At 40.0% G+C, this 22,563-nt stretch carries 18 protein-coding genes and 1 other RNA gene; 16 read left to right on the top strand and 3 right to left on the bottom strand.

Going from position 1 to position 22,563, the window contains the following annotated elements; genetic code table 11:
- The first annotated feature begins 107 nt into the window (after positions 1 to 107).
- The 11 genes from AC1TO6_RS12035 to AC1TO6_RS11985 all read left to right on the top strand — a co-directional run bounded on the left by AC1TO6_RS12035 (position 108) and on the right by AC1TO6_RS11985 (position 15,421).
- Positions 108 to 482 (top strand): YppE family protein, encoded by a 375-nt coding sequence (locus AC1TO6_RS12035; RefSeq protein ID WP_482101849.1) that lies wholly within the window; start codon positions 108 to 110, stop codon positions 480 to 482.
- Positions 479 to 2,761, top strand: a complete 2,283-nt coding sequence (locus tag AC1TO6_RS12030; RefSeq protein WP_482101848.1) for a DEAD/DEAH box helicase — start codon at positions 479 to 481, stop codon at positions 2,759 to 2,761. The genes AC1TO6_RS12035 and AC1TO6_RS12030 overlap by 4 nt, the downstream gene beginning before the upstream one ends.
- Complete coding sequence (locus AC1TO6_RS12025; RefSeq protein WP_482101847.1) at positions 2,751 to 4,037, top strand: ribonuclease H-like domain-containing protein; 1,287 nt, start codon at positions 2,751 to 2,753, stop codon at positions 4,035 to 4,037. Before AC1TO6_RS12030 ends, AC1TO6_RS12025 begins: the two co-directional genes overlap by 11 nt.
- A gap of 80 nt (positions 4,038 to 4,117) precedes the next feature.
- Positions 4,118 to 4,414 (top strand): cell division regulator GpsB, encoded by a 297-nt coding sequence (gene gpsB, locus AC1TO6_RS12020; protein WP_482101846.1) that lies wholly within the window; start codon positions 4,118 to 4,120, stop codon positions 4,412 to 4,414.
- A 65-nt stretch (positions 4,415 to 4,479) separates the two neighbouring features.
- Positions 4,480 to 4,867: RNase P RNA component class B (gene rnpB / locus AC1TO6_RS12015), an RNA gene on the top strand.
- Positions 4,868 to 5,207: 340 nt separating this feature from the next.
- Positions 5,208 to 6,335, top strand: coding sequence for a THUMP domain-containing class I SAM-dependent RNA methyltransferase (locus tag AC1TO6_RS12010; protein WP_482101845.1), 1,128 nt, complete (start codon positions 5,208 to 5,210; stop codon positions 6,333 to 6,335).
- A 63-nt stretch (positions 6,336 to 6,398) separates the two neighbouring features.
- Complete coding sequence (locus AC1TO6_RS12005) at positions 6,399 to 8,309, top strand: ATP-dependent DNA helicase (RefSeq protein WP_482101844.1); 1,911 nt, start codon at positions 6,399 to 6,401, stop codon at positions 8,307 to 8,309.
- A 258-nt stretch (positions 8,310 to 8,567) separates the two neighbouring features.
- A complete protein-coding gene (locus AC1TO6_RS12000) occupies positions 8,568 to 10,073 on the top strand; it encodes a carboxypeptidase M32 (protein ID WP_482101843.1) in 1,506 nt (501 codons plus the stop codon).
- A gap of 199 nt (positions 10,074 to 10,272) precedes the next feature.
- Positions 10,273 to 13,857, top strand: coding sequence for a dynamin family protein (locus tag AC1TO6_RS11995; RefSeq protein WP_482101842.1), 3,585 nt, complete (start codon positions 10,273 to 10,275; stop codon positions 13,855 to 13,857).
- Positions 13,858 to 14,679: a sulfurtransferase gene (locus AC1TO6_RS11990; protein WP_482101841.1), complete on the top strand. Its 822-nt coding sequence runs from the start codon at positions 13,858 to 13,860 to the stop codon at positions 14,677 to 14,679.
- A 151-nt stretch (positions 14,680 to 14,830) separates the two neighbouring features.
- Entirely contained in the window at positions 14,831 to 15,421 is a 591-nt protein-coding gene (locus AC1TO6_RS11985; protein ID WP_482101840.1) for a metallophosphoesterase family protein, read from the top strand.
- Between the two features lie 24 nt (positions 15,422 to 15,445).
- Here AC1TO6_RS11985 and AC1TO6_RS11980 read toward each other — a convergent pair whose 3' ends face one another.
- Positions 15,446 to 15,835 carry a ribonuclease HI family protein gene (locus tag AC1TO6_RS11980; RefSeq protein WP_482101839.1) on the bottom strand — a complete coding sequence of 130 codons (390 nt, stop codon included), beginning with the start codon at positions 15,833 to 15,835 and terminating at the stop codon, positions 15,446 to 15,448.
- Between the two features lie 87 nt (positions 15,836 to 15,922).
- Here AC1TO6_RS11980 and AC1TO6_RS11975 point away from each other — a divergent pair, with 87 nt between their 5' ends.
- Positions 15,923 to 16,111 carry a zinc-finger domain-containing protein gene (locus tag AC1TO6_RS11975; RefSeq protein ID WP_482101838.1) on the top strand — a complete coding sequence of 63 codons (189 nt, stop codon included), beginning with the start codon at positions 15,923 to 15,925 and terminating at the stop codon, positions 16,109 to 16,111.
- Between the two features lie 40 nt (positions 16,112 to 16,151).
- Here the strand turns inward: AC1TO6_RS11975 and AC1TO6_RS11970 are convergent, their stop codons facing one another.
- Complete coding sequence (locus AC1TO6_RS11970; RefSeq protein ID WP_067210265.1) at positions 16,152 to 16,361, bottom strand: cold-shock protein; 210 nt, start codon at positions 16,359 to 16,361, stop codon at positions 16,152 to 16,154.
- A 148-nt stretch (positions 16,362 to 16,509) separates the two neighbouring features.
- Here AC1TO6_RS11970 and AC1TO6_RS11965 point away from each other — a divergent pair, with 148 nt between their 5' ends.
- Positions 16,510 to 17,139 carry an HD domain-containing protein gene (locus AC1TO6_RS11965; RefSeq protein WP_482101837.1) on the top strand — a complete coding sequence of 210 codons (630 nt, stop codon included), beginning with the start codon at positions 16,510 to 16,512 and terminating at the stop codon, positions 17,137 to 17,139.
- 233 nt (positions 17,140 to 17,372) lie between these two features.
- Here the strand turns inward: AC1TO6_RS11965 and AC1TO6_RS11960 are convergent, their stop codons facing one another.
- Positions 17,373 to 18,752 (bottom strand): glycine--tRNA ligase, encoded by a 1,380-nt coding sequence (locus AC1TO6_RS11960; protein ID WP_482102015.1) that lies wholly within the window; start codon positions 18,750 to 18,752, stop codon positions 17,373 to 17,375.
- Positions 18,753 to 19,066: 314 nt separating this feature from the next.
- On the opposite strand from AC1TO6_RS11960, the gene ccpN reads away from it, so the two are divergent.
- From ccpN to dnaG, 3 genes are all read left to right on the top strand, one after another.
- On the top strand, positions 19,067 to 19,696 hold the full coding sequence (ccpN, locus tag AC1TO6_RS11955; RefSeq protein WP_482101836.1) for a transcriptional regulator CcpN: 630 nt from the start codon (positions 19,067 to 19,069) through the stop codon (positions 19,694 to 19,696).
- Positions 19,697 to 19,706: 10 nt separating this feature from the next.
- Positions 19,707 to 20,522, top strand: a complete 816-nt coding sequence (locus AC1TO6_RS11950) for a pyruvate, water dikinase regulatory protein (protein ID WP_482101835.1) — start codon at positions 19,707 to 19,709, stop codon at positions 20,520 to 20,522.
- Between the two features lie 214 nt (positions 20,523 to 20,736).
- Complete coding sequence (gene dnaG / locus AC1TO6_RS11945) at positions 20,737 to 22,551, top strand: DNA primase (RefSeq protein WP_482101834.1); 1,815 nt, start codon at positions 20,737 to 20,739, stop codon at positions 22,549 to 22,551.
- Positions 22,552 to 22,563: the final 12 nt, after the last annotated feature.

The following is a 22,563-nucleotide window of genomic DNA, read 5'->3' as shown; positions in this document are numbered from 1 at the left end:
ATTAAAAAGGACTTGAGAGACCTTCAGGAATATATGTTCGTCATTATTTGGTGAATCAGCTTCATATCTGATAAAATAGAAGGAATGCAAGGGAAGGATGAAAGAATTTGATAAATTTAATAGAGAAAACAGAAAAACTACTTTCTGTCTGTAAAGAATGTTTTGAAAGACTCACATATATGAGGGAACTCGGCCGGGAACCTGACTTTTTTATAGAAGTGAAACCTTATGCGGATAAATACCATACACTGCTCGATGAATGGACGGAGGAAGTATCTCAATTTATCAAGACTGCAAAACCTAAATATGTTCATCCGATTCAAATTGAAACACTGAACGACTCAATGAAGCAATTCATCGTGCAATCATTTTATCAAAAGACCGGCAAAAAAAGATTTATCCTTTCTATCAATTCTGCAGAATATACATTGAAGACTATTCTGGACGCTCTGCATCTAGAACAAGAAGGAGATAGGAAATGACAAAGAAGATTGCGGTTCACGAAGTATTAAGAATACTACGTTCTGATCCATCATTTTCGGATAATGTCATTCATTATAAAACGATAGCAAGTAAAGAAGCGAAGTACGCAGAATTTCCAGACAAACTTCATCCGTCAATCATTAAAGCACTTTCATCTAAAGGCATTGATAAGTTATACAGTCATCAAAGAGAAGCCTACGAACTGGCTTCGTCAGGAAAGTCGTTCACAGCCGTGACTCCGACAGCATCCGGAAAATCCTTATGTTATCATTTGCCTGTTATGGATTGTATCCTTGAAGATGATACTTCCAGGGCAATTTATCTGTTTCCGACAAAAGCGTTAGCGCAAGATCAGCTTGCGGATCTCCATGATCTAATAGAAGCAAGTGGGGAGACAATCCTCAGTTATACGTATGATGGCGATACTGCTCCTGGATTACGTTCAAAAGTCCGGAAGTCCGGACATATTGTACTGACTAATCCAGATATGCTCCACTCAGGAATCTTGCCTCATCACACAAAGTGGGTTTCATTATTCGAAAACTTAAAATACGTCATTATAGATGAGTTGCATACTTACAAAGGTGTCTTTGGCAGTCACGTAGCACATGTATTACGAAGACTGAAGCGTATTTGTAACTATTATGGAAGTGATCCGATATTTATCTGCACATCTGCAACAATCGCGAACCCGCAGGAACTAGCTGAGTCGCTCATAAACTCTGAGATGCAAGTGATCGTCAATAACGGGGCGCCTGCTGGGAAGAAACATTTCGTCTTCTATAACCCACCAGTCGTCCATCCGACATTTGGTATCCGCAGAAGTGCAGTGCTTGAAGTGCGGGATATCGCCAAGCTCTTATACAATGAAGGCATCCAAACAATCATTTTTGCAAAAAGTAGGGTACGGGTCGAGATGCTTGTCACGTATATGAAAGCTTTAACGAAGAAGAAATTATTCGATGAAACAGTTATGGGGTATAGAGGGGGCTATCTACCTTCAGAACGTCGTAAAATTGAAAAAGGGCTTCGCGATGGTGATATTCGTACCGTAGTTAGCACGAATGCACTTGAGCTGGGCATTGACATCGGACAATTGCAAGCCTGTATTATGACCGGTTACCCGGGAAATATTGCAAGTGCATTTCAACAAGCGGGTCGTGCTGGGAGGCGGCAAGATGAAGCGCTTGTAATTTATGTTGCACAATCTTTAGCGCTTGATCAATACATTATTGAACATCCCGACTATCTTCTGGGACAAACGCCCGAAGAAGTACGAATACATCCGGATAATATGTTTATTTTAATGGACCACCTCAAATGTGCCTCATTCGAGCTACCCTTTTCATCTACAGAGACCTATGGTGAATTCGAAGTACAGGAATTGCTCGCATTCTTGGAAAGCGAAGGTATATTGATAAAAACCACAGACAAATGGCATTGGATGACAGACAGTTTTCCAGCTAGTGAAATCAGCCTTCGTTCTGCATCGCAGGAAAACGTTGTCATTATTGATAAAACCTATCCAAAAGAAACAAAGGTAATTGGGGAGATGGATCGTTTCAGTGCGATGACTTTGCTCCACGAAGAAGCAATCTATATTCATCAGGGCACACAGTTTCAAGTTGAGGAACTCGATTGGGCGGAAAAGAAGGCATATGTTAGTGAAGTTGATGTCGATTACTTTACAGATGCAAATCTTGCAGTTGAACTGAAAGTGATGAATGAGGATAATGTAGAACAGTTCGGTGATAATCATGCAGCTTATGGTGACATTGCAGTTCTTGCGATTCCAACGATTTTTAAGAAAATCAGATTCGATACGCATGATAATATTGGTTCAGGTCCGATTTCGTTACCTGCGGAGGAATTGCATACATCGTCAACTTGGTTCACTTTCGATATTCCAAAAGGGTGGACGCGTGCTGGATTAACGGATGCAATGACGGGAGCGGCTTATGCCATCCAATCTTTTATCCCGTTATTCGTCAGATGCGATAAGACAGATGTACATGTAGTACCACAAGTAAAAGCCATTCATACTGGAATGCCGACGTTCTTCATATATGACAGTTATCCAGGGGGGATTGGTCTGAGTGAAAAAATCTTTGAACAGTGGGATTTACTGCTCCGCCAAGCGGCTAATCATGTATCTAGCTGTCGTTGTGAGTCGGGTTGTCCAGTTTGTATCGGTGCACAAGAAGCGGGAATGGGTATGAAAAAAGACGTTGGTTCTCTTCTACACACATTGGCGGGAGGAGAATCCAATGTCTTATGAACAGAAATTAATGCAAATGAAGAAACTATTGAAGAAAAAAGATCAGAGCAGGATTCTTGAGAATGATTCTGATGTTGTAAAGAATGTTCCACAACCACCGCCTTATGATCAACAATGGCTTGATGCGGGTTTGACAAAGGTCGTAAATAAACACGGCATTGTCTACAAGCGTGTTATTGAATACAATTCCGACTATCGGCACGGACATATTATTCTGTCTGGTTTAAAGTCAATGCTTGAAAAATGGGGGGATTCGGGTGAAGTCCATCCGCTTTCCCCTGATTTTTCTAAGCCTCTATTGTTCTTTGATACAGAAACCACTGGGTTAAAAGGTGCTGGTACACTGATTTTTCTAATGGGTTTTATGGAACAGACAGCATCATCTTTTAAAATGACGCAGTATGTACTTCCGGGTCCAGATCACGAAACTGCATTTCTTTATGAAACGGGATTATGGAAAAAGCCGGTGACCCTCGTTACGTATAATGGAAAAAGTTTTGATATTCCAATGGTTGAAACAAGGTGGACGATGAACCGCAAAGAATTACCCCCGCTTATAAAGCATAAACAAATTGATTTATTGCACGGTTCTAGACGGATTTGGAAGGGTGAAATGGCTACATTCAGACTACCGGCCATAGAGGAAGAACAGCTCGGTTTTTTTCGCGAAGGAGATATGCCCGGACATATGGCACCAATCATCTATCAGGATGCAGTGAAAAATGGTCGTGCGGATCTTCTTATGAAAATTCTCGTCCATAATGAGTGGGATATACTTTCACTTGTTGCACTTTATATACGCTCTACAGATTTGCTATTGAAAATGGATATTCCTGAATCAGCTATAACGCATACGAATATTGGGAAATGGTTTGGTGATTTGAAGTCTCACGATCGAAGTAAACAAATCTTTGAGCGTGTGATAACAGAATATGGGGTACATCATCCCATGACACATTTTTACTTTGGCTTTATTTTGAAAAAGGAACAGGCTTATAAAGAGGCAGTTTCTTCATTTACGATAGCAGCGGCTAAACTTACTGGTCGTGAACGAATTATCGCATTGGAGGAATTAGCGAAGCTGTATGAGCATAAGCTGAAAGAGTTAAATAATGCATTGGACTCGACGCAGGAAGCCATCAGGTATTTGAAAGAGGCCACCATCTTAACAGAAAAATTTCGGATTCGTTCAGGAGATGATTTTTTGAAGAGGGAAATTAGAATAAACAGAAAATTATTTCCCGGGCAAGCGCACAAATCGACAGGGAACTATTAATCATCCTATTTAAAAAGACAAGGTCAGTCACTATATGGTATAATTGACCGTATATAAACAGAGACGGAAGGGCGATTTTCATGGATACTAAATTGGATTCAAAAACAATTCTTGAGAAAGAATTTAAAACGGGCCTTCGAGGCTACAACCAGGAAGAAGTCGATCTCTTCCTAGATGATGTTATTCATGATTATGAGGCTTTTAAAAAAACAATTATGGATTTACAACAAGAAAAGTCTAGGATGCAAAAAGAATTAGAGTCTGCTCAAAAACGACCTGCGGCTGGAAGCGCTGGCACAACTAACTTTGATTTGCTAAAGAGGATCTCAAATTTGGAGAAACATGTATTCGGAAGTAAGCTTTTCGATCAAGAATAATATATTAGCCTAATTAATTATTGTAAAAGACTTAAAAGTAAGGTATACTGTAGATATCATAGTGCAAATTTAGGTAATCGCTGCAACATCCTATGTTGTAGAGGAAAGTCCATGCTCACACGGATCTGAGATGACCGTAGTGTTCGTGCTCGGCGAAAGAATAAGCCGTGGCTTCGCGCATCGCGCGTTGACGGCGGGAATAAATCCTAAGTCTTCGGATATGGATGAGGTTCCCTGAACAGTGCCACAGTGACGTAGCTGATTCGGAAACGGGTCAGATGGAACGCGGTAAACCCCACGAGTGAGAAACCCAAACTATGGTAGGGGCACTCTTCCGAAGGAAATGAACTGAGGAAGAGACAAGCAATTTTTTGCTTGTAGATAGATGATTACCACCCTTAGTACGAGGCGCAAGCCGTTTGAGTACACGGGAACAAAACATGGCTTATCGAATTTCCTATGGTATTATTATTACAATGATTGCTCTCCTGAAACATGGGGAGCTTTTCTTTTGGAAAATTAATGAGTGAAAACGTTATGGTTGGAATTTATCTAGAGAAAGTCTTATCGCCTTTAAGTGGTGGTTTGAATGAGGAGAATACATCTAATTTTGATATGTATTTACGTTTTAAGGCTTCGGTAAATACAGTTGGATTTGTTAGGATGTTTAATGAGCAAGCTTATTTCAGAATCTAGTTATATTTTCAAGGAAATGCAATTAATTTGTTTTTTTATTAAAAAAGGTATGAATTTATGGGTATGATTGAAGGTATAGGATTGGAGTTGGAAACGCATGACTGAATTTAAATTAGTAGCAACCTCTGCAATGGGACTTGAATCACTTGTTGCGGATGAAGTAAAAGCACTTGGGTTTAAAACAACTTCAGAAAACGGTAAAATCTTTTTCCAAGGCGATGAATTGGCGATTGCGAAAACAAATCTGTGGCTTCGCGTAGCGGACCGTGTCCGAATAGTTGCGGGCGAGTTCCAAGCTACAACATTCGATGAACTTTTCGAACAGACGAAGGCAATTCCATGGGAACGTTTTCTGCCGGTCGACGCAGAATTCCCAGTTGCAGGTAAATCAGTAAAATCTACATTGTACAGTGTTCCTGATTGCCAAGCAATTGTGAAGAAAGCAATTGTAGAACGATTAAAAATTGCTTATAAAAGAATCGGCTTTTTTGATGAATCGGGTCCTTTATTCAAATTAGAAGTATCAATTTTAAAAGATAAAGTGACATTGACAATTGATTCAAGTGGAACAGGTTTGCATAAACGCGGTTACAGACTCGCGCAAGGTGATGCACCATTAAAAGAAACATTAGCAGCAGCACTTGTGAAAATTTCACGCTGGAATCCTGATCGGCCTTTCGTTGATCCGTTCTGCGGTTCAGGAACAATTGCGATAGAAGCCGCGATGATAGGGCAAAACATTGCACCGGGATACAACCGCGAGTTCCTAAGTGAAGAGTGGCCGTGGATCAACAAAAATATTTGGGATCAGGTTCGGGAAGAAGCGGAAGATGTCGCGAAATATGATCAGCCACTTGATATTACAGGGTCAGATTATGATCCGAGAATGATTAACGTCGCACGGGAAAATGCAGCGGGTGCTGGGTTTGCAGATTTGATCAAATGGCAGGCGTGTGATGTACGGGATTTGACTGTGGACGGCTTAAATGGCGTAATGGTCGGAAATCCACCATACGGTGAACGACTTGGTGAAGTTGAAGAAGCCGAAGAAATTACGCACGAACTTGGCCGAGTAATGAAAAATTATCCTTCGTGGTCAGTTTATATGTTGTCTTCATTAGAAAACTTTGAAAAACTATACGGTCATCGAGCAACGAAAAAGAGAAAATTATTCAATGGTTTTATTAGAACTGACTTGTATCAATTCTGGGGACAACGTCAATAACTGATAATATGCGGAAGAGGGAAACTCCTCTTCCTTTTGCATGTAAATAGGAAGGGGTATACGATGAAAAGTAAGATGCCATTCCCGTTATCAAAAGAAAAATCGTTCTATGAATCCTTGAATGATTGGATAGGGGATACATTGTACGATGATCTAACTGAAAAAGGTTTTGAATGCAGGGATGAACAAATTTATATGGCTTTCCAAATTGAGCAGGCATTGAAGGAAAAGAAGGTATTGTTCGCTGAAGCAGGTGTAGGGACAGGGAAAACAATCGCTTATTTGCTCCCTGCAATTGCCTATGCTCGTTATACAGGTAAACCAGCCCTCATCTCATGTGCGGATGAAACGCTCATCGATCAGCTTGTAAAAGAAGACGGTGATATTCGTAAAATTAGTGAAGCACTTGGTCTTGATATAGATGTACGCCTTGCCAAATCACGAGATCAGTACCTCTGTCTAAAACGTTTAGAAGACGCAGGTAATACGATTGATGAGGATTATATTGATGTCTTAGCTGATGGACTACCAGATTTCGTTTATGGTAATGCATCTTTACAATCAATAGGTCCTTATGGTGTGCGTTCAGATTATCCGGACATGAGTGATGAAGAATGGAAGACAGTGAATTTTCACCCCATCCAGCAATGTGCTGCATGTGATATCCGAAACCGATGCGGTCAAACTATTCACCGAAATCATTATCGTGAAGCAGTTGAACTAATTATCTGCTCACACGATTCATATATGGAACATATTTGGACGAAAGATTCTCGGAAACGTCAGGGACAGTTACCGTTATTGCCTGAAGTATCTATGATTGTATTCGATGAAGGCCATCTTCTTGAATATTCAGCACAGCGGGCATTGACATATGAGGTTCAAAACAGTACCCTATTAAATTTGCTAGAGCGAATAATGGTTGATCGTATTAGGGAAACAACTCTTCTACTCATGGAACGTTTAATTGATTCTCATGAAGCGTTTTTTGCATTGCTGAATGTTCACGCGGATGAAACCGGTAATGAACGTAGAGCTATCGAAAAAGCACCGGCTCTTATTGAAATCGGTAAAGAGGTAGTGAAGATTTCAAATGCACTTCTTGAAGAATTCGTTTTCGAAGGCGAATTGTATATAATTCCGGAATACGATTTAAGAATGGTCGAAGAATACCTAGATCAATATATCTACTCGATGGAACTCTTTACTTCTAATAATGACGCAGTAGACTGGCTTGAGAACCGTCAAGACGAATCGACGCTCGTTATTATGCCGCGTCTTGTAACAGATATATTAAGGGAAAAACTGTTTTCATCGAATACCCCGATTGTTTTTTCATCAGCAACTTTATCGGTTGGTGAAACGTTTAACTATTTAGCTGACGGGCTGGGCATTCATGACTACCTATCATTTTCTGTGGATTCACCATTTGATTATGATGAAGTAATGGAAGTGCTCGCAACAGATGTTGAAGCGGGTGGGAAAGCAAAACAAGCACTTGAACTTTTAAAAGATGGTAAACAAACACTAATTCTCTTTAAATCAGAGCGGGCAATGAATCAATTCAAGGAAAAAGTACCTGTGGAGTGGAAAAAAAGTATCGCATTCGAGGGAGAGAGGGAATTATCTTCAATCGTACGTGATTTTCAACAAAAAATAGTTCCTGTGTTATGCTCTTACCATTTATGGGAAGGACTTGATATTCCTCAAGATGCTTTAACGCGTGTCATTATTTATGACTTGCCATTACCGCCTTCAGATCCATTGTTCGACGCGAGACGCCAGTATGCTGCTGATCCATTCCGTGAAGTAGATGTACCCTTCATGTTGCTTAGATTACGCCAGGGGGCGGGACGTCTTATACGTACATCGGATGATTCAGGGACAGTTCACCTTCTGCTTGAAGGAAAAGAACAAGAAATGAAAGCGGAAATTGAAGGTATTTTCCCAGTGAAAATGAAGATGACGAACTAAGATTTTAACCAGGGTTTTCAATGTATACCATATAAGGTTTTTCAATTAACAAACGAGGACGTCCAGTTGGGCGTCCTTTTTAGTTGATTGAAATAAGTAGGTCGATACAATGAATTGTCTAGATTGAGGGTAATAAATAAAGAGGGTTTAGAATATTAATTATTGAATTTGAAGATATACTAGCAACGATATTCATTTGGAAAACTATATTTAACCAAATTATGATAGTATTGAGTCCAATATAGTAAAAGAGGGGGAATGAATTTGTCTACTGAAGAGAATTTTGTGGCGTTGTTAAAAAAAATGAGTGCATATTCGGAAGCGATTTCAATCATGTATTGGGATATGCGTACAGGAGCGCCGAAAAAAGGGATTTCAGCGAGATCGGAAGCTGTTGGCACCTTGTCTACGGAGCTATTCAAATTGAGTGTATCTGCAGAAATGAAGGGTTACCTCGAAGAACTTGGCAATAGAAAAGAAACGCTTAACCCGATATTATTAAAAACGGTTGAAGAAGTGAAAAAAGTCTACGACTTGAGTGAAAAAATCCCTGCAGAAGAATATCGTGAATTTGTTGTCCTGACTTCTCAATCAGAATCGGCTTGGGAAGAGGCAAAAGATAAATCCGATTTTGATATGTTCCTCCCATATCTTGAAAAAATTGTTGCAACTACGAAAAAGTTTATCGGCTATTGGGGCAATGAAGGTGATAATGCTTACAATATACTTCTCGATCAATACGAGCCGGGGATGACAACGGATATTATCGATGAGGTTTTTAACCAACTGAAGGAAACAATTGTGCCGCTGGTAAAGAAAATTTCAGAGTTGGATAATCAACCCGAAACGTCTTTTCTATTCAAACATTTCCCGAAAGAAAATCAGAAATCGTTCAGTCATGAGGTATTGAAACAACTTGGCTACGATTTTGAAGCGGGTCGTTTGGATGAAACCGTTCATCCATTTGCAACAGGCATAAATATCGGCGACGTCCGTATCACAACAAAATACGATGAAAATGATTTCCGATCTGCTGTGTTCGGGACGATTCATGAATGTGGGCATGCACTATATGAGCAAAATATTAGTATTGAATTAGAAGGTTTACCGGTTGCGGATGGAACTTCAATGGGAATCCATGAATCGCAATCGCTGTTTTATGAACAATTTGTTGGTCATAATGAAAACTTTTGGAAGTATAATTTCAATTTATTGAAAAGGGAATCTCCTGAACAGTTTGAAGATGTTGCGCTCGAAGACTTTCTCCGTGCAATCAATGTTTCAAAACCATCCCTTATTCGGATTGAAGCAGACGAATTGACTTATCCGCTTCATATCATGATTCGTTATGAAATCGAAAAAGGATTATTCAACGGCGATTACGAAGTGAAGGATTTACCGGGAATTTGGAATGATAAATACGAAGAGTACCTTGGAATCCGTCCCGAAAATAACGGTGAAGGTGTTTTGCAAGATGTCCATTGGGCCGGTGGATCGTTCGGTTATTTCCCTTCATATGCGCTTGGTTATATGTATGCAGCACAGTTGAAAGTCGCTATGTTAAAAGATCTTCCTAATTTCGATGGGTTATGCGCAACAGGTGAATTCGGACCGATTCTTGACTGGCTGACGGAGCATGTCCATAAATTTGGTAAGATGAAAAAACCACTTGACATTATCAGAGACACGACGGGTGAAGGATTAAATGCTAAATACCTGGCAGATTACTTGGAAGAGAAATATACAAGACTTTATAACTTATAACAGTAAAAGCAATCTCGAATGTTGGCAAACAGCGCCAAATGGGATTGCTTTTATTCTAATAGACCTTATGCCAAGTTCACCTGTAAAATATAAAACTCATGCAAGAATAGAAAAAGTATTGGCAGAAAAATTTGTACATAATATCGACGTCGAAAATGGTATGATAAGAAGAGAAATTGACGAAGGGATCGAGACTTAAATGCCAGAATTGGATAAACTTATACAAGAATCAGCTGAATATGGACTTTTATTTAAAAAGAATGACGACGAAGACCGGTATAAAAAGACCGTGTTATTCGCTAAAAAACTAATTGATAAAGAATACACGATTGGATTTGCAGGACATTTTTCTGCCGGTAAGTCTTCAATGATCAATGCTTTGACAGGAGAAGACTTATTACCGTCGAGCCCAATACCTACGAGCGCCAATATCGTCAAAATAAGTAAAACAGCCTCCGATTATGCTGTTATTCATATGACAGATGGCACAGCCGTAAAATATGGCGGTCACGGTTTTCCTGCAGCCATAAAATCGTTCAGTAAGGATGGAGTGGCGGTTTCTCTTGTTGAAATCGGTCACACGGATTCCAATTTACCAGAAGGAATCACTGTTATGGATACACCAGGCGTTGATTCGACTGATGACGCGCACCGTTTATCCACAGAGTCCGCTCTTCATCTAGCCGATTTGGTATTTTACACAATGGATTATAATCATGTGCAATCGGAATTGAATTTCCGTTTCACTAAAGAGTTAATGCGGTACAACGAGAACGTCTACTTAATCATTAACCAAATTGACAAACATCGAGATAGTGAATTGCCATTTGTAGATTTTAAAAAGTCAGTCGAGGATTCATTTAGCATGTGGGGTGTCATACCCAAAGGAATTTTTTATACTTCTTTGAAAGACTTAAAGCATCCATTCAATGATTTTAGTGATGTGTTATCCATAGTTGACAGTTCAATGGAAAACTCGCAAGAGAAACTCGTGAAAAATGCTAGGCAGATCCTATTGAAATTAAAGGATGAGCACAAACAATTTTTATCTGATGAAATTATAGAGCGGAAAAATAACTTTGCTGAGATCGTTACTGAAGATGAATGGGCTATGCAAGAGGAATTAGAGAAAGAAACTTCAGAGGCGAAGAAAATGCTAAACCTACTTTCGGGAGATGCATTTTCTAGCTCGTTTGAAACAGAGAGGAATGCCTTGCTGCAGGTTGCGGCAATTACTCCATACGAAACACGAGAACTGTTAAAAGCTTATTTGGAGTCATTGTCGTCTCGCTTTAAAGTCGGTATCCTATTTGGCGCAAAAAAAACCGCGGAAGAAAGAGAACGCCGAAAAATTGCTCTTGCTGATAATATGGGTAAACTCGTACACGCTCAGATTGAAGTTCATCTAAAAACACTTATGAAAAAGTCATTAAAAGACGCAGGTATTTTAACGGATGACAGATCGCTTGAGATTGATAGAATCGACATGGAGATACCATTCGCTGATATTGAGAATGAATTCAATGTTTCGGATACAATTACAGGAGATACAGTGCTAAATTATGCGGAAAGGATGAAAACAACTATTCATACCGCTTTTCGCAGAATAACCGATGAATGGAAACATGTTATGGCTCAAATTGCATTGAAGAATGGAGATGAGCAATCGGGTAGTCTAGAGCAGAAAGTTTATCGTTTGAATGAGAAATTATATGCAATCAAACAAGTCAATGAGGTCGCAAACCAATTGGCAAAACTTGATTATGCAATGGACGCATCAGCCGAAGAGGTTGAAGTACTGCTCAAGCAGTGGAAAACAAAAGAAAAACTACAACTTATTGAATTTAACGAAGCCGAAGAAATAATAATAAGTGATGAAGTAGAAACCCCGTTTGAAAAAGACGAACAAAGTTATGAAGTAATGGATAATTCGGCATCTGTTGTCAGTCAAGCCAATCACATTGGAGATGCTGTTGAATCGATCCCAGGTTTTCTAGAAACTGCTAATTATTTACGGAAAAAAGCAGACAGACTAGATGGGCAAGAGTTTACGGTTGCACTATTTGGTGCATTCAGCGCTGGAAAGTCATCTTTTTCCAATGCATTACTGGGAGAAAATATATTACCGGTTTCTCCAAATCCAACTACAGCAGCCATAAACAGGATTCGCCCAATTTCTCCAGGTAAAAAAGATAGAACTGCTGATATTCTACTGAAAACGCAAGAACGGATGATGGAAGACGTTTTACGTTCCTTCGAAGCGCTTGGTATCGTCGCGGTGTCTCTGGAAGATGCATTTCAAAATGCGGACGGTGCACTAAATTCGGAATTGACTGATGAAAGTTATCACATTCATAAAGCTTTTATTACCGCCTTCAAAAAAGGATACTCCATTTACAAAGAGATGCTTGGTACGGTCATTAATGTTGATCGGGAGGAATTCGTCAAATTTGTAGCAGAAGAAAACCGAAGCTGTTTTGTCGAATCAATTGACTTTTTCTATGACTGTGAATTGACTCGAAAAGGAATTACACTGGTTGACACACCAGGAGCTGATTCTATCAATGCTCGCCATACGGATGTTGCATTTGAGTACATTCGAAACGCAGATGCAATTCTTTTCGTCACATACTATAACCATGCATTTGCAAGGGCAGACAGGGAATTCCTCGTTCAACTCGGACGAGTGAAAGATGCATTCGAACTCGACAAGATGTTTTTCATTGTGAATGCGATTGATTTAGCTTCCAATAAGGAAGAGGCAAATGAGGTCAAGAATTTCGTTGGTGATGAACTTAGGAAATTCGGTATTCGAAATCCGAGGGTTCATGGTATTTCTAGCTTGCAGGCACTTGAAGCGAAATTGGAAAATCAAATGGATGAGTTCATGGCGCCATTTGAAGTTGAATTCCATCATTTTCTTGAACATGAATTGAAGGGACTCGCGGTCCAAGCGCTCAAAGAAGAAACGATGAAAACAATCGAACGCCTTTCTTCGCTGATAACGAGAACTGAGACGAACATGACAAGAAAAGCGGAAAGGTTAGCAGAATTGAACAAGCTTGAAGGAGAAATACGACAACATTGTGCATTAAAGTTTACGACAGTACTTACGAAATCTGCACATAATGAGCTGAGTGAACTCGTCTACTATATTTTACAACGTGTATTTTTGCGTTTCGGTGATTTCTTTAAAGAGGCATACAATCCATCCGTCTTCGTCAATAATTCGGCAGATCGGGCATTGAAGGGAGCGCTTGCTGAAACTGTTCAAATGATTGGATTTGATCTGACACAGGAACTGAAAGTGACTAATTTACGGATGCTCAATTTTATGAAAAAGCAGTTAAATGAACGCCAACGGATGGAATTTATCAAATTAAACGATATGGACAGATCGATTGCGCCATCACCGTATGAATCGCAAGATGCTGATATGTTATCATTTGATACACCATTCGAGGACCCGAACGTTTATAACAGTGTGAACAGATTATTTAAAAATCCAAAATCCTTCTTTGAGCGTGGAGAAAGAGATATATTGAAAAACCGGCTTGAAGAGTTGCTGAAAACAGATGCATCTACGTACTTGGGGAAAGAAAAAGAACTCCTTGAAAAGTGGACTGATCAATGGATTGACAGTGAGGCGGAAGGACTTAGATTACACTTGCTCAAAGAAAGTCTGAACCAAATCACTTCCGAACGGACACTACTTCAAAGCACAGAGCAACTGGGCGTATGGCGTACTATTTACGAGGAAATACAAGTAGAGGAGCTGGTATGAGTGCCAAACGTTTTTGTTTCAATAGAAGACATTAATTATGAATTGACGAAATGGGTAGACACCCGCTTTTCATTGAAAGATGCAACCGAAGGACAGCGGAAATTCGATGAAAATCATGTAGTAGGTGCAATTTACTGGAATCTTGAACATGATTTGTCTGATATGACGAAAATGGCAGGAAGGCATCCATTACCTGAGAAGGAAGCACTCACTAGGCTTTTCAGAGATAGTGGATTATCCATCGATGACCAAATCGTCGTTTACGATGATGGGGGAAGTCCATTTGCAGCACGAGCATGGTGGTTGTTACAATATGCAGGATTCAAAAAGTCATTTATTGTGCTTGAAGGTTTCGATGCGATAAAAGAGTCAGGCATTCCGGTAGATAATAATAGACCACAGCCACAACCGAGTTCCGTAATACCTGAATGGGACGAAGCAATCTATGCTCCCAGAAATTTTGTTGAAGAAACGGTCGCTGGTAAAACGGCTAATATCCTTCTGGATGCCCGATCAGCGGAGAGGTTCCGTGGCGAAACGGAACCTCTTGACCCAATTGCCGGCCGGATTCCGGGGGCAGTGAACTTTGACTGGGAACAACTAAAAGAATCGGGTATTTTCAAAATAGATGAAGCAGTTAAAATGGAATTGAACAAGGTCGTTAATCCTGTCGACCGGGTAACTGTTTATTGTGGAAGCGGCGTAACGGCGGCGCCGCTATATGCCATGCTTAAACAGCAAGGTTATGAATTTGTCCGTTTGTATGTTGGTAGCTACAGTGATTGGATTTCACACGTGGGGACGGAAGTTGAACGAGGATAAGATATCCTTGTGGCAAAAGTATTTTAAATGAGTAAATGAAGTAGAACCGACCATTCTACACATTGAAGAAAGCTTATAAATCGATTAGCGAGTGGGCTGACACAGAAGGTTTTTAATTAAGGTGTATTAGTAAGATATGGAGGAAACAAATTTGTATTATGCATTACTTGGAGATATCCATTCATCAAAAGAAGATTTAGAAAAAGTACTCGCTGATATTGTAGTAAAATCACCTGAAGCAACTATTGTTGGCACAGGTGATTTGTATGAGTGCATAATTAGTAAAAGAGATATCACGGAAAAGAAATTTACGAAGCTTCAAGACGTAATGATTATTCCGGAGGGATTTACTGAGCTGCTACCATTCCTCTCCGTCAGAGGAAATCAAGAAGAACGGATTGTTTTAATCACTGAAACAGAAAATCCCCTCAGAGAAAAATTAGCAACAATGCCAGAGACACTTGATATTCATCGCGCCAAAATCATCCATGGACATCAATGGAAGTGGAGTGGGGAGCCGCGTCTGCCTATCTACAAGGAAGCGGATAAATCCCTTGTTTTTTATGGACATAGTCATGCTTCTGGATTAATGCATAATGGGATTCACCAACAAATTATATTTGACGTACCTTATGATGTTAGCGGGGAAAGTATTCTTGTAAATGTAGGGGCTGTAAAAGATGATTGCGAGTGGCTGTTGTATGATTTTTTAAAAAGTACAGTTACCTTTATGAAAGCATAACAAAAAAGACTGAACAGAATCTGTTTAGTCTTTTTTGTGAATAGCTTCTCGCGCAAGTGCATCTGCGGCACGGTTTTCGGAATCGGGAATCCATTTGATGAAAAAGAAGTCAAACTTATTAGCAATTTCAAGTATTTTCTTCAAGTACTCTTTATAGTTTTCATTTTTAACAAATTCTTTTTCAACGGCCATAACGACTACTTGTGAATCTGAACGCGCTGATACTACGCCGGATGTCAATTTAGCTGTCTCTTCCACTCCGCGTAATAGTGCTATAAACTCTGCGGTGTGATTATCTGTTGGATTAATGCGTTCAGATAACTTAATTAAATGACCTTCACCTTTTATAAAAATGCCGATTCCGCTTTCCCCAGGATTTCCCGCACTTGCACCATCAACGTATAATTCAATCATTTAGTAACACCTCAATCATCTAAGATAGTTGCACCAATTTACAAAGCGTATTAGAATTAATGAATCGTGTTTTTGGGAGGTTCTATAATGGATAAGACAATCATCATGAATGACATTGATGGAATTTTGGATACCTATTGCGAAGGCTGTTTCCTTAAAACACAACTGTCGAAAGACAAAGGGAAGCCAGGATCGCATAAGTTTTGTATTACCACGTGTACAATCGGTGACCAGCTTAAATTTCTAGGTCAGGAAATGAATAAAATAACAAAATAATATCCCGCTGGAAATTACATCAGCGGGATTTTGCATTCAATCATTCATCACCAAGTTTTAAGACATTCGCTGCCTGAGGACCACGGTTCCCTTCGATGATTTCGAAAGATACGGACTGTCCTTCATCAAGCGTTTTAAAGCCTTCAGATAGAATACCGGTAAAGTGGACGAACACATCTTCTCCGTCATCCGCTTCGATGAAACCATAACCTTTATCATTGCTGAACCATTTCACTTTTCCCTGGTACATGTACATTCCTCCTCGGCGATTCGATGTCCTATCCATCAAACGCATGGATGTATTTACTATACATGAATCGACATTGTGCGTCAATGAGATGCCTAATTATTCAGACATAATTTTATTTAAATATTAAATATATTACAGGAGTGGTTGAATGGAACAACTAATTGTGAAATGCAGGAATATTGTTAAGGGTATATATGACAGTTTTGATGCAAGTCATGACTTTGCACATATTGAACGTGTAATGAGAAATGCGGAAGAAATTATGATTCATGAACCGTCTGTTAATCAGGACGTTGTCCGTTTTGCTGTATTGTTACACGATATAGAAGATGCTAAATACAAAACGAATGAAAATCCTTCCGTTTTGGAAATTTTACAGTCCATTGGTGCTAATGCTGAACTATCTCAGAAAGTGGAGGATTGTATTGCTAGTGTATCATTCAGTGGGGGGAATGCGAAAGATATCACATCCATCGAGGGGGCTATCGTGCGTGACGCAGATCGGCTTGACGCAATCGGAGCTATCGGGATTGCGCGAACATTTGCGTTCGGCGGAGCAAGGGGAAGAAAGTTGTATGACACAGATGAAATCATACGTGAAAATATGTCCGAAGCAGAATATCGTAGCAAGGAAACAGCATCAGTTACACATTTTTACGAAAAGTTATTACTGTTAAAAGATTTGATGGTGACAATAGGAGGGAAAAGACTCGCACAACAGCGACATGACTATATGGTGGATTTTTTGAATCAGTTAGAAAGGGAAATCGGCAGCTGATGGTAGTATTTCGCCTCGTTACGAACATTGATACAAAAATATCTCATTGCATTAATATAGTAGAAATGATGAGGGGGAAAGCTGTTTATCGATACAGAGCGTCTAATCATGCGTTCCATTGAAACTGAAGAACATAATCAGCTATCTTTAAAGAAAAACTACCTGACACCAATGAGATTTGGCGGCCAGGTAGTTTCTATTGTTTTATGTGTGTCATTTTGTACTAGCTAACATTAAAATTCAAGATGTTTTGCAATGTAATCTTTTACATCAGTAATGGGCATACGTGTTTGTTCCATAGAGTCGCGGTGACGAACAGTTACTTGACGATCTTCTTCGGAATCAAAATCGTACGTAACGCAAAACGGTGTACCGATTTCATCTTGACGGCGATAGCGTTTACCGATAGATTGTGAATCATCGTATTGGACATTGAAATGCTTGCGTAGTTCGGCGTAAACTTCATCCGCACCATCCGCGAGTTTTTTTGACAAAGGCAAAACTGCAGCTTTAACAGGTGCTAATGCTGGGTGGAAACGGAGAACTGTCCGTTTGTCGTCGCCTTCCAGTTCCTCTTCAGCGAACGCATCGCAAAGGAACGCAAGTGTTACACGGTCTGCACCTAGAGAAGGTTCAATACAATAAGGAACGACCTTCTCGTTCGTTATAGGGTCGAGGTAGTGGAAATCTTCACCGGAATGTTCCATATGCCGTTTTAGGTCGAAGTCAGTACGGTTCGCAATGCCCCATAGTTCACCCCAGCCGAACGGGAATTTGTATTCGATGTCAACAGTCCCATTCGAGTAGTGGGAGAGTTCATCTTCATCATGTTCACGCAGACGCATATTGTCTTCTGTTAAACCAAGGTTCAATAACCACTGTTTTGAAAAATCGCGCCAGAACGCGTACCATTCCATGTCTTCACCGGGTTTACAGAAGAACTCAAGTTCCATCTGTTCAAACTCGCGCGTGCGGAATGTGAAATTCCCTGGTGTAATTTCGTTACGGAAGCTTTTTCCGATTTGTGCAATACCGAAAGGTAATTTCTTTCTCATCGAACGTTGAACGTTTTTAAAGTTCACGAAAATACCTTGTGCTGTTTCAGGACGTAGAAAAATTTCGTTTGCAGATGAATCAGTAACGCCTTGTGAAGTTTTGAACATCAAGTTGAATTGACGGATTTCTGTGTAATCTAAAGCGCCGCAAGTAGGACAGGCAACTTTGTGTTCATTGATTAGCTCGGCCATTTTGTCGAACGACAGACCGTCGACAATCATTTCAATACCTTTCGCATCGAGTGCATCCTCGATTAGTTTGTCTGCACGGTGACGCGTGTTGCATTTTTTGCAGTCGATCATCGGGTCATTGAAGTTGCCGATATGACCAGATGCTTCCCAAACTTTAGGATTCATAAGAATAGCTGAGTCAAGACCGACGTTATACGGCGATTCTTGAATGAACTTTTGCCACCATGCTTTCTTGATGTTGTTCTTCAATTCGATACCAAGGGGACCGTAATCCCAAGTGTTTGCGAGCCCACCGTAAATATCTGATCCTGGGAAAACAAAACCTCTTTGCTTCGCTAAGTTAACTACTTGTTCCATTGACATAATTAATCCCTCCAATTAAAATAAGCACCCATCCCTGGACAATATGTCCAGGGACGAGTGCATGATAACCCGCGGTTCCACCCTAATTGACTGCGTAAACAGCCCACTTTAATAGTGCATTAGCTCCAGGTTGCCGTTTCACGTCGTTACGGGCTTCCACTGTCCCCGTTCGCTCTAATTTGACATTACTTATAAACCCATCTTCGCCTATTTAGTTCTCTTTCATATTAACATGGTTCCTCTTTCTTCGCAATAGCGGGCATCTTCGTATATAATAATCAAGGATAAACAATTGAACGCTTAGGGCGGTGACTTTTATGGAACTGAATAAGCGCCAGACGGAGATTTTTGAAATCGTTAAAGCTGATGGCCCGATTACTGGCGAGCAGATTGCAGAAAGGCTTAAGCTTGCGAGAGCAACAATCCGTCCTGACTTAGCTATCTTAACAATGGCTGGTTTTTTAGATGCTAGGCCCCGTGTAGGTTATTTCTATTCAGGAAAGAGACCCACTCAATCGGTGGCCGATAGTATGATTGGTATGAAGGTACGTGATTTTCAATCTATTCCAGTCGTTGTTGAAGAGAATATATCCGTCTATGACGCAATTTGCCAGATGTTCCTTGAAGATGTAGGAACTTTATTCGTTGTCGACGGATTTTCACATCTTACAGGGGTTCTTTCAAGGAAGGACTTGTTACGGACAAGCCTGGGCAATAATGAATTAGAAAAAATACCGGTGCATGTTATTATGACCCGGATGCCAAACATTACGTACTGCGAAAAACAGGATATGCTTCTTCAGGTGGCAAAGAAAATGATAGATAAGCAAATAGACTCACTCCCAGTTGTTAATAAGAGCGGCGACGGACTTGAGGTTGTTGGCCGAATCACCAAAACGAATATTACCGCAGCCTTCCTTTCACTTGCGGATGACCATGAATTATGAGGGGGATACTATGAGAAGATTAACTTTATTCATCGTTTCCGACTCAGTCGGGGAAACGGCCGACCTTGTTGCAAAAGCTGCGGCAAGTCAATTCAAACAAGGACTTGAAACTATTTCGATAAAAAGATTTTCACATATTGATGATGAATCTCAACTTAATGAAATCGTTTATTTAGCGAAACAACAAAATGCGATTATTGTTTATACACTAGTAAAAAGTACGATGTGTGAGAAACTGAAAGAAGAATGTCTTCTTAAAGGTATTCATTGCCTAGATTTACTTGGTCCAATTATTAAACGGATTGGTATAGAACTCGGTGAGAAACCTTTAGAGGAACCGGGACTTGTCCGGCAACTTGATGAAGACTATTTCAAACAAATTGAAGCGATTGAATTTGCCGTGAAATATGATGATGGTAGAGATCCACGGGGTATTTTAAGAGCCGATATTGTTCTCATTGGCGTTTCCAGAACTTCGAAAACACCTTTGTCACAGTATCTTGCACATAAAAGATATAAAGTTGCCAATATACCCTTAGTACCTGAAGTAGATCCGCCGGAAGAGTTGTATTCCATTGACCCAAACAAATGCTTCGGACTTGTCATATCGCCTAAAAAGCTGAACTTTATACGTAAGGAAAGACTCATCGCACTTGGTTTAAAAGATGATGCGAATTATGCGCGAGTTGATCGAATTGAAGCAGAAATCAATCATTTTAATAATGTCGTTTCGAAAATCGGCTGTACAGTAATTGATGTAACAAATCGGGCTGTTGAAGAAACAGCAAATGTTATACTAAACGAAATTACGAACCGCAACCGATAAAATCTGCAGAAGGACCACCTGTTTAAATAGGGCGGTTCTTCTTTTGCGGATGATTTAAAGTTTTTTTATCAAATATGAGCTTTGTAATAGGATAAAGTCATGCAATTAGTGTAATATGAAAGATTCCGAGTATAATCGAAAATAATTTGTCGAATATGAAGGATTTTTGAATACTATCTAGAATTTATACTTAGATAGAGTGGTTGGTGATAAGTTGACTAGAATACCAGAAGAGACTATAGAAACCGTTCGATCGAAGACTGATATTGTGGATTTAATAGGGGAATATGTTCAATTGACAAAAAGGGGAAAGAATTGGTTTGGACTGTGTCCGTTCCATGGTGAAAGTACACCTTCTTTTTCCGTGTCAGAAGATAAACAACTATTTCATTGTTTCGGATGTGGAGCCAGCGGTAATGCAATTACATTCGTTATGGATATGGAGAACAGTCCCTTCACTGAAGCTGTCGTAAAACTCGCTGAGCGTACAGGTATTGAAATTGATGCAGTAGTGAGCGAAGGATTCGGGGTCAAACCGAATAATGAATTTAAATCTATGATTGAAGCTCACGCTCTTGCAACAAATTTCTATAGTCACCTCTTACTAAACACTGTCGAAGGAGAGGCAGCATTAGAATATCTTGAAAAAAGAGGGTTTACGCGAGAGAATATCGAAAAATATGGAATCGGATGGTCGCTTAATGATAACGAAGCTTTATCAAGCCTTCTGAAACGTAAAAGTTTCAACATGATGGAAATGGAACGAGCGGGACTATGTATCATGAAAGATGATGGGACAGGCTACTTCGACAGATTCCGAGCACGTATTATGTTTCCTCTCCGTGATGACTTTGGAAACGTTGTGGCATTTTCCGGAAGGACTATATCGGGTATGAAACAGGACGCTAAATACTTGAATAGTCCTGAAACACCAATATTCGAAAAAAGTCATATCTTATACAATTTTCACAATGCACGTCTTAACGTCCGGAAATCGGGTAAAGTAATACTGTTTGAAGGATTTATGGATACGATATCCGCAGATCGAGTTGGCGTGATGAATAGTGTTGCAGTAATGGGCACATCTTTGTCAGACACGCATCTTCTTAAATTAAAAAGAATTGCCAAAGATATTATCATCTGCTGTGACGGGGACGATGCCGGATGGGAAGCAGCCAAACGATTTGCTGGCATGGTTACACAAAAAGGAATGGACGTTCAAATCGCTTTATTGCCAGGGACAATGGACCCTGACGACTATATCACAGAGCATGGCGGTGAATCTTTCCGCGAAAAGATTATTGGCAATCCACATTCATTTATGTCATTTATAATGGCATATGCTAAGCGATCCAAGAACTTATCATATGAAAACGATGTATTGCAATATATCCATGAAGTGCTGGAAGAATTGGCGAAGCGTTCATCACCAGTAGAACGGGATCTTTATATCCGACAACTGTCAACTGTGACAGGTGTTTCTGTCGAGGCAATTAATCAGCAGTTTATAAAAATGGCAGGTAATCAAGCGAAAAGAGCTAAGACAGAACCGCAAGGCAAAGAGATAGTCCAACCAAAGAATACGATTCCAATTCGAAAAAAGACAGGTACAGAACGTGCTGAGCGTTTATTGTTGTACCATCTCTTAAGTGACGTTGACTTATTCGACCGTTTACGTGAGGAAAAGGAAAGTTTGTTCATTCGGGAAGGGTATATCGCCATCTTCATCCGGCTAGCCGGATTTTACGAACAACATGGAGCACCTGACTTTCACAGATTTGCTGAGTCATTGGAAGACCGTGAACTCAGGAAAATTGTACTGGATTCTGCGATGGTGGAAAGAGATCCTGAACATGCCGATGAAGAAATTTCTGATTGCATCACTCATTTGAAAAAGTATCGGATTAGTTTAGCAATTCAGTCAAAAATGCACGAGTCAAAAGAAGCAGAAAAGATGAAGAATCATACCCGGGCGCTGGAGCTGGCCAGGGAAATTATACAGCTCCGGAAATCATTGACGGCATTGTAGTCGTATTCCGGT

The sequence above is a fragment of the Sporosarcina sp. Y352 genome (genome assembly GCF_056786535.1).
This window is presented reverse-complemented; position numbering and strand designations above follow the sequence as displayed.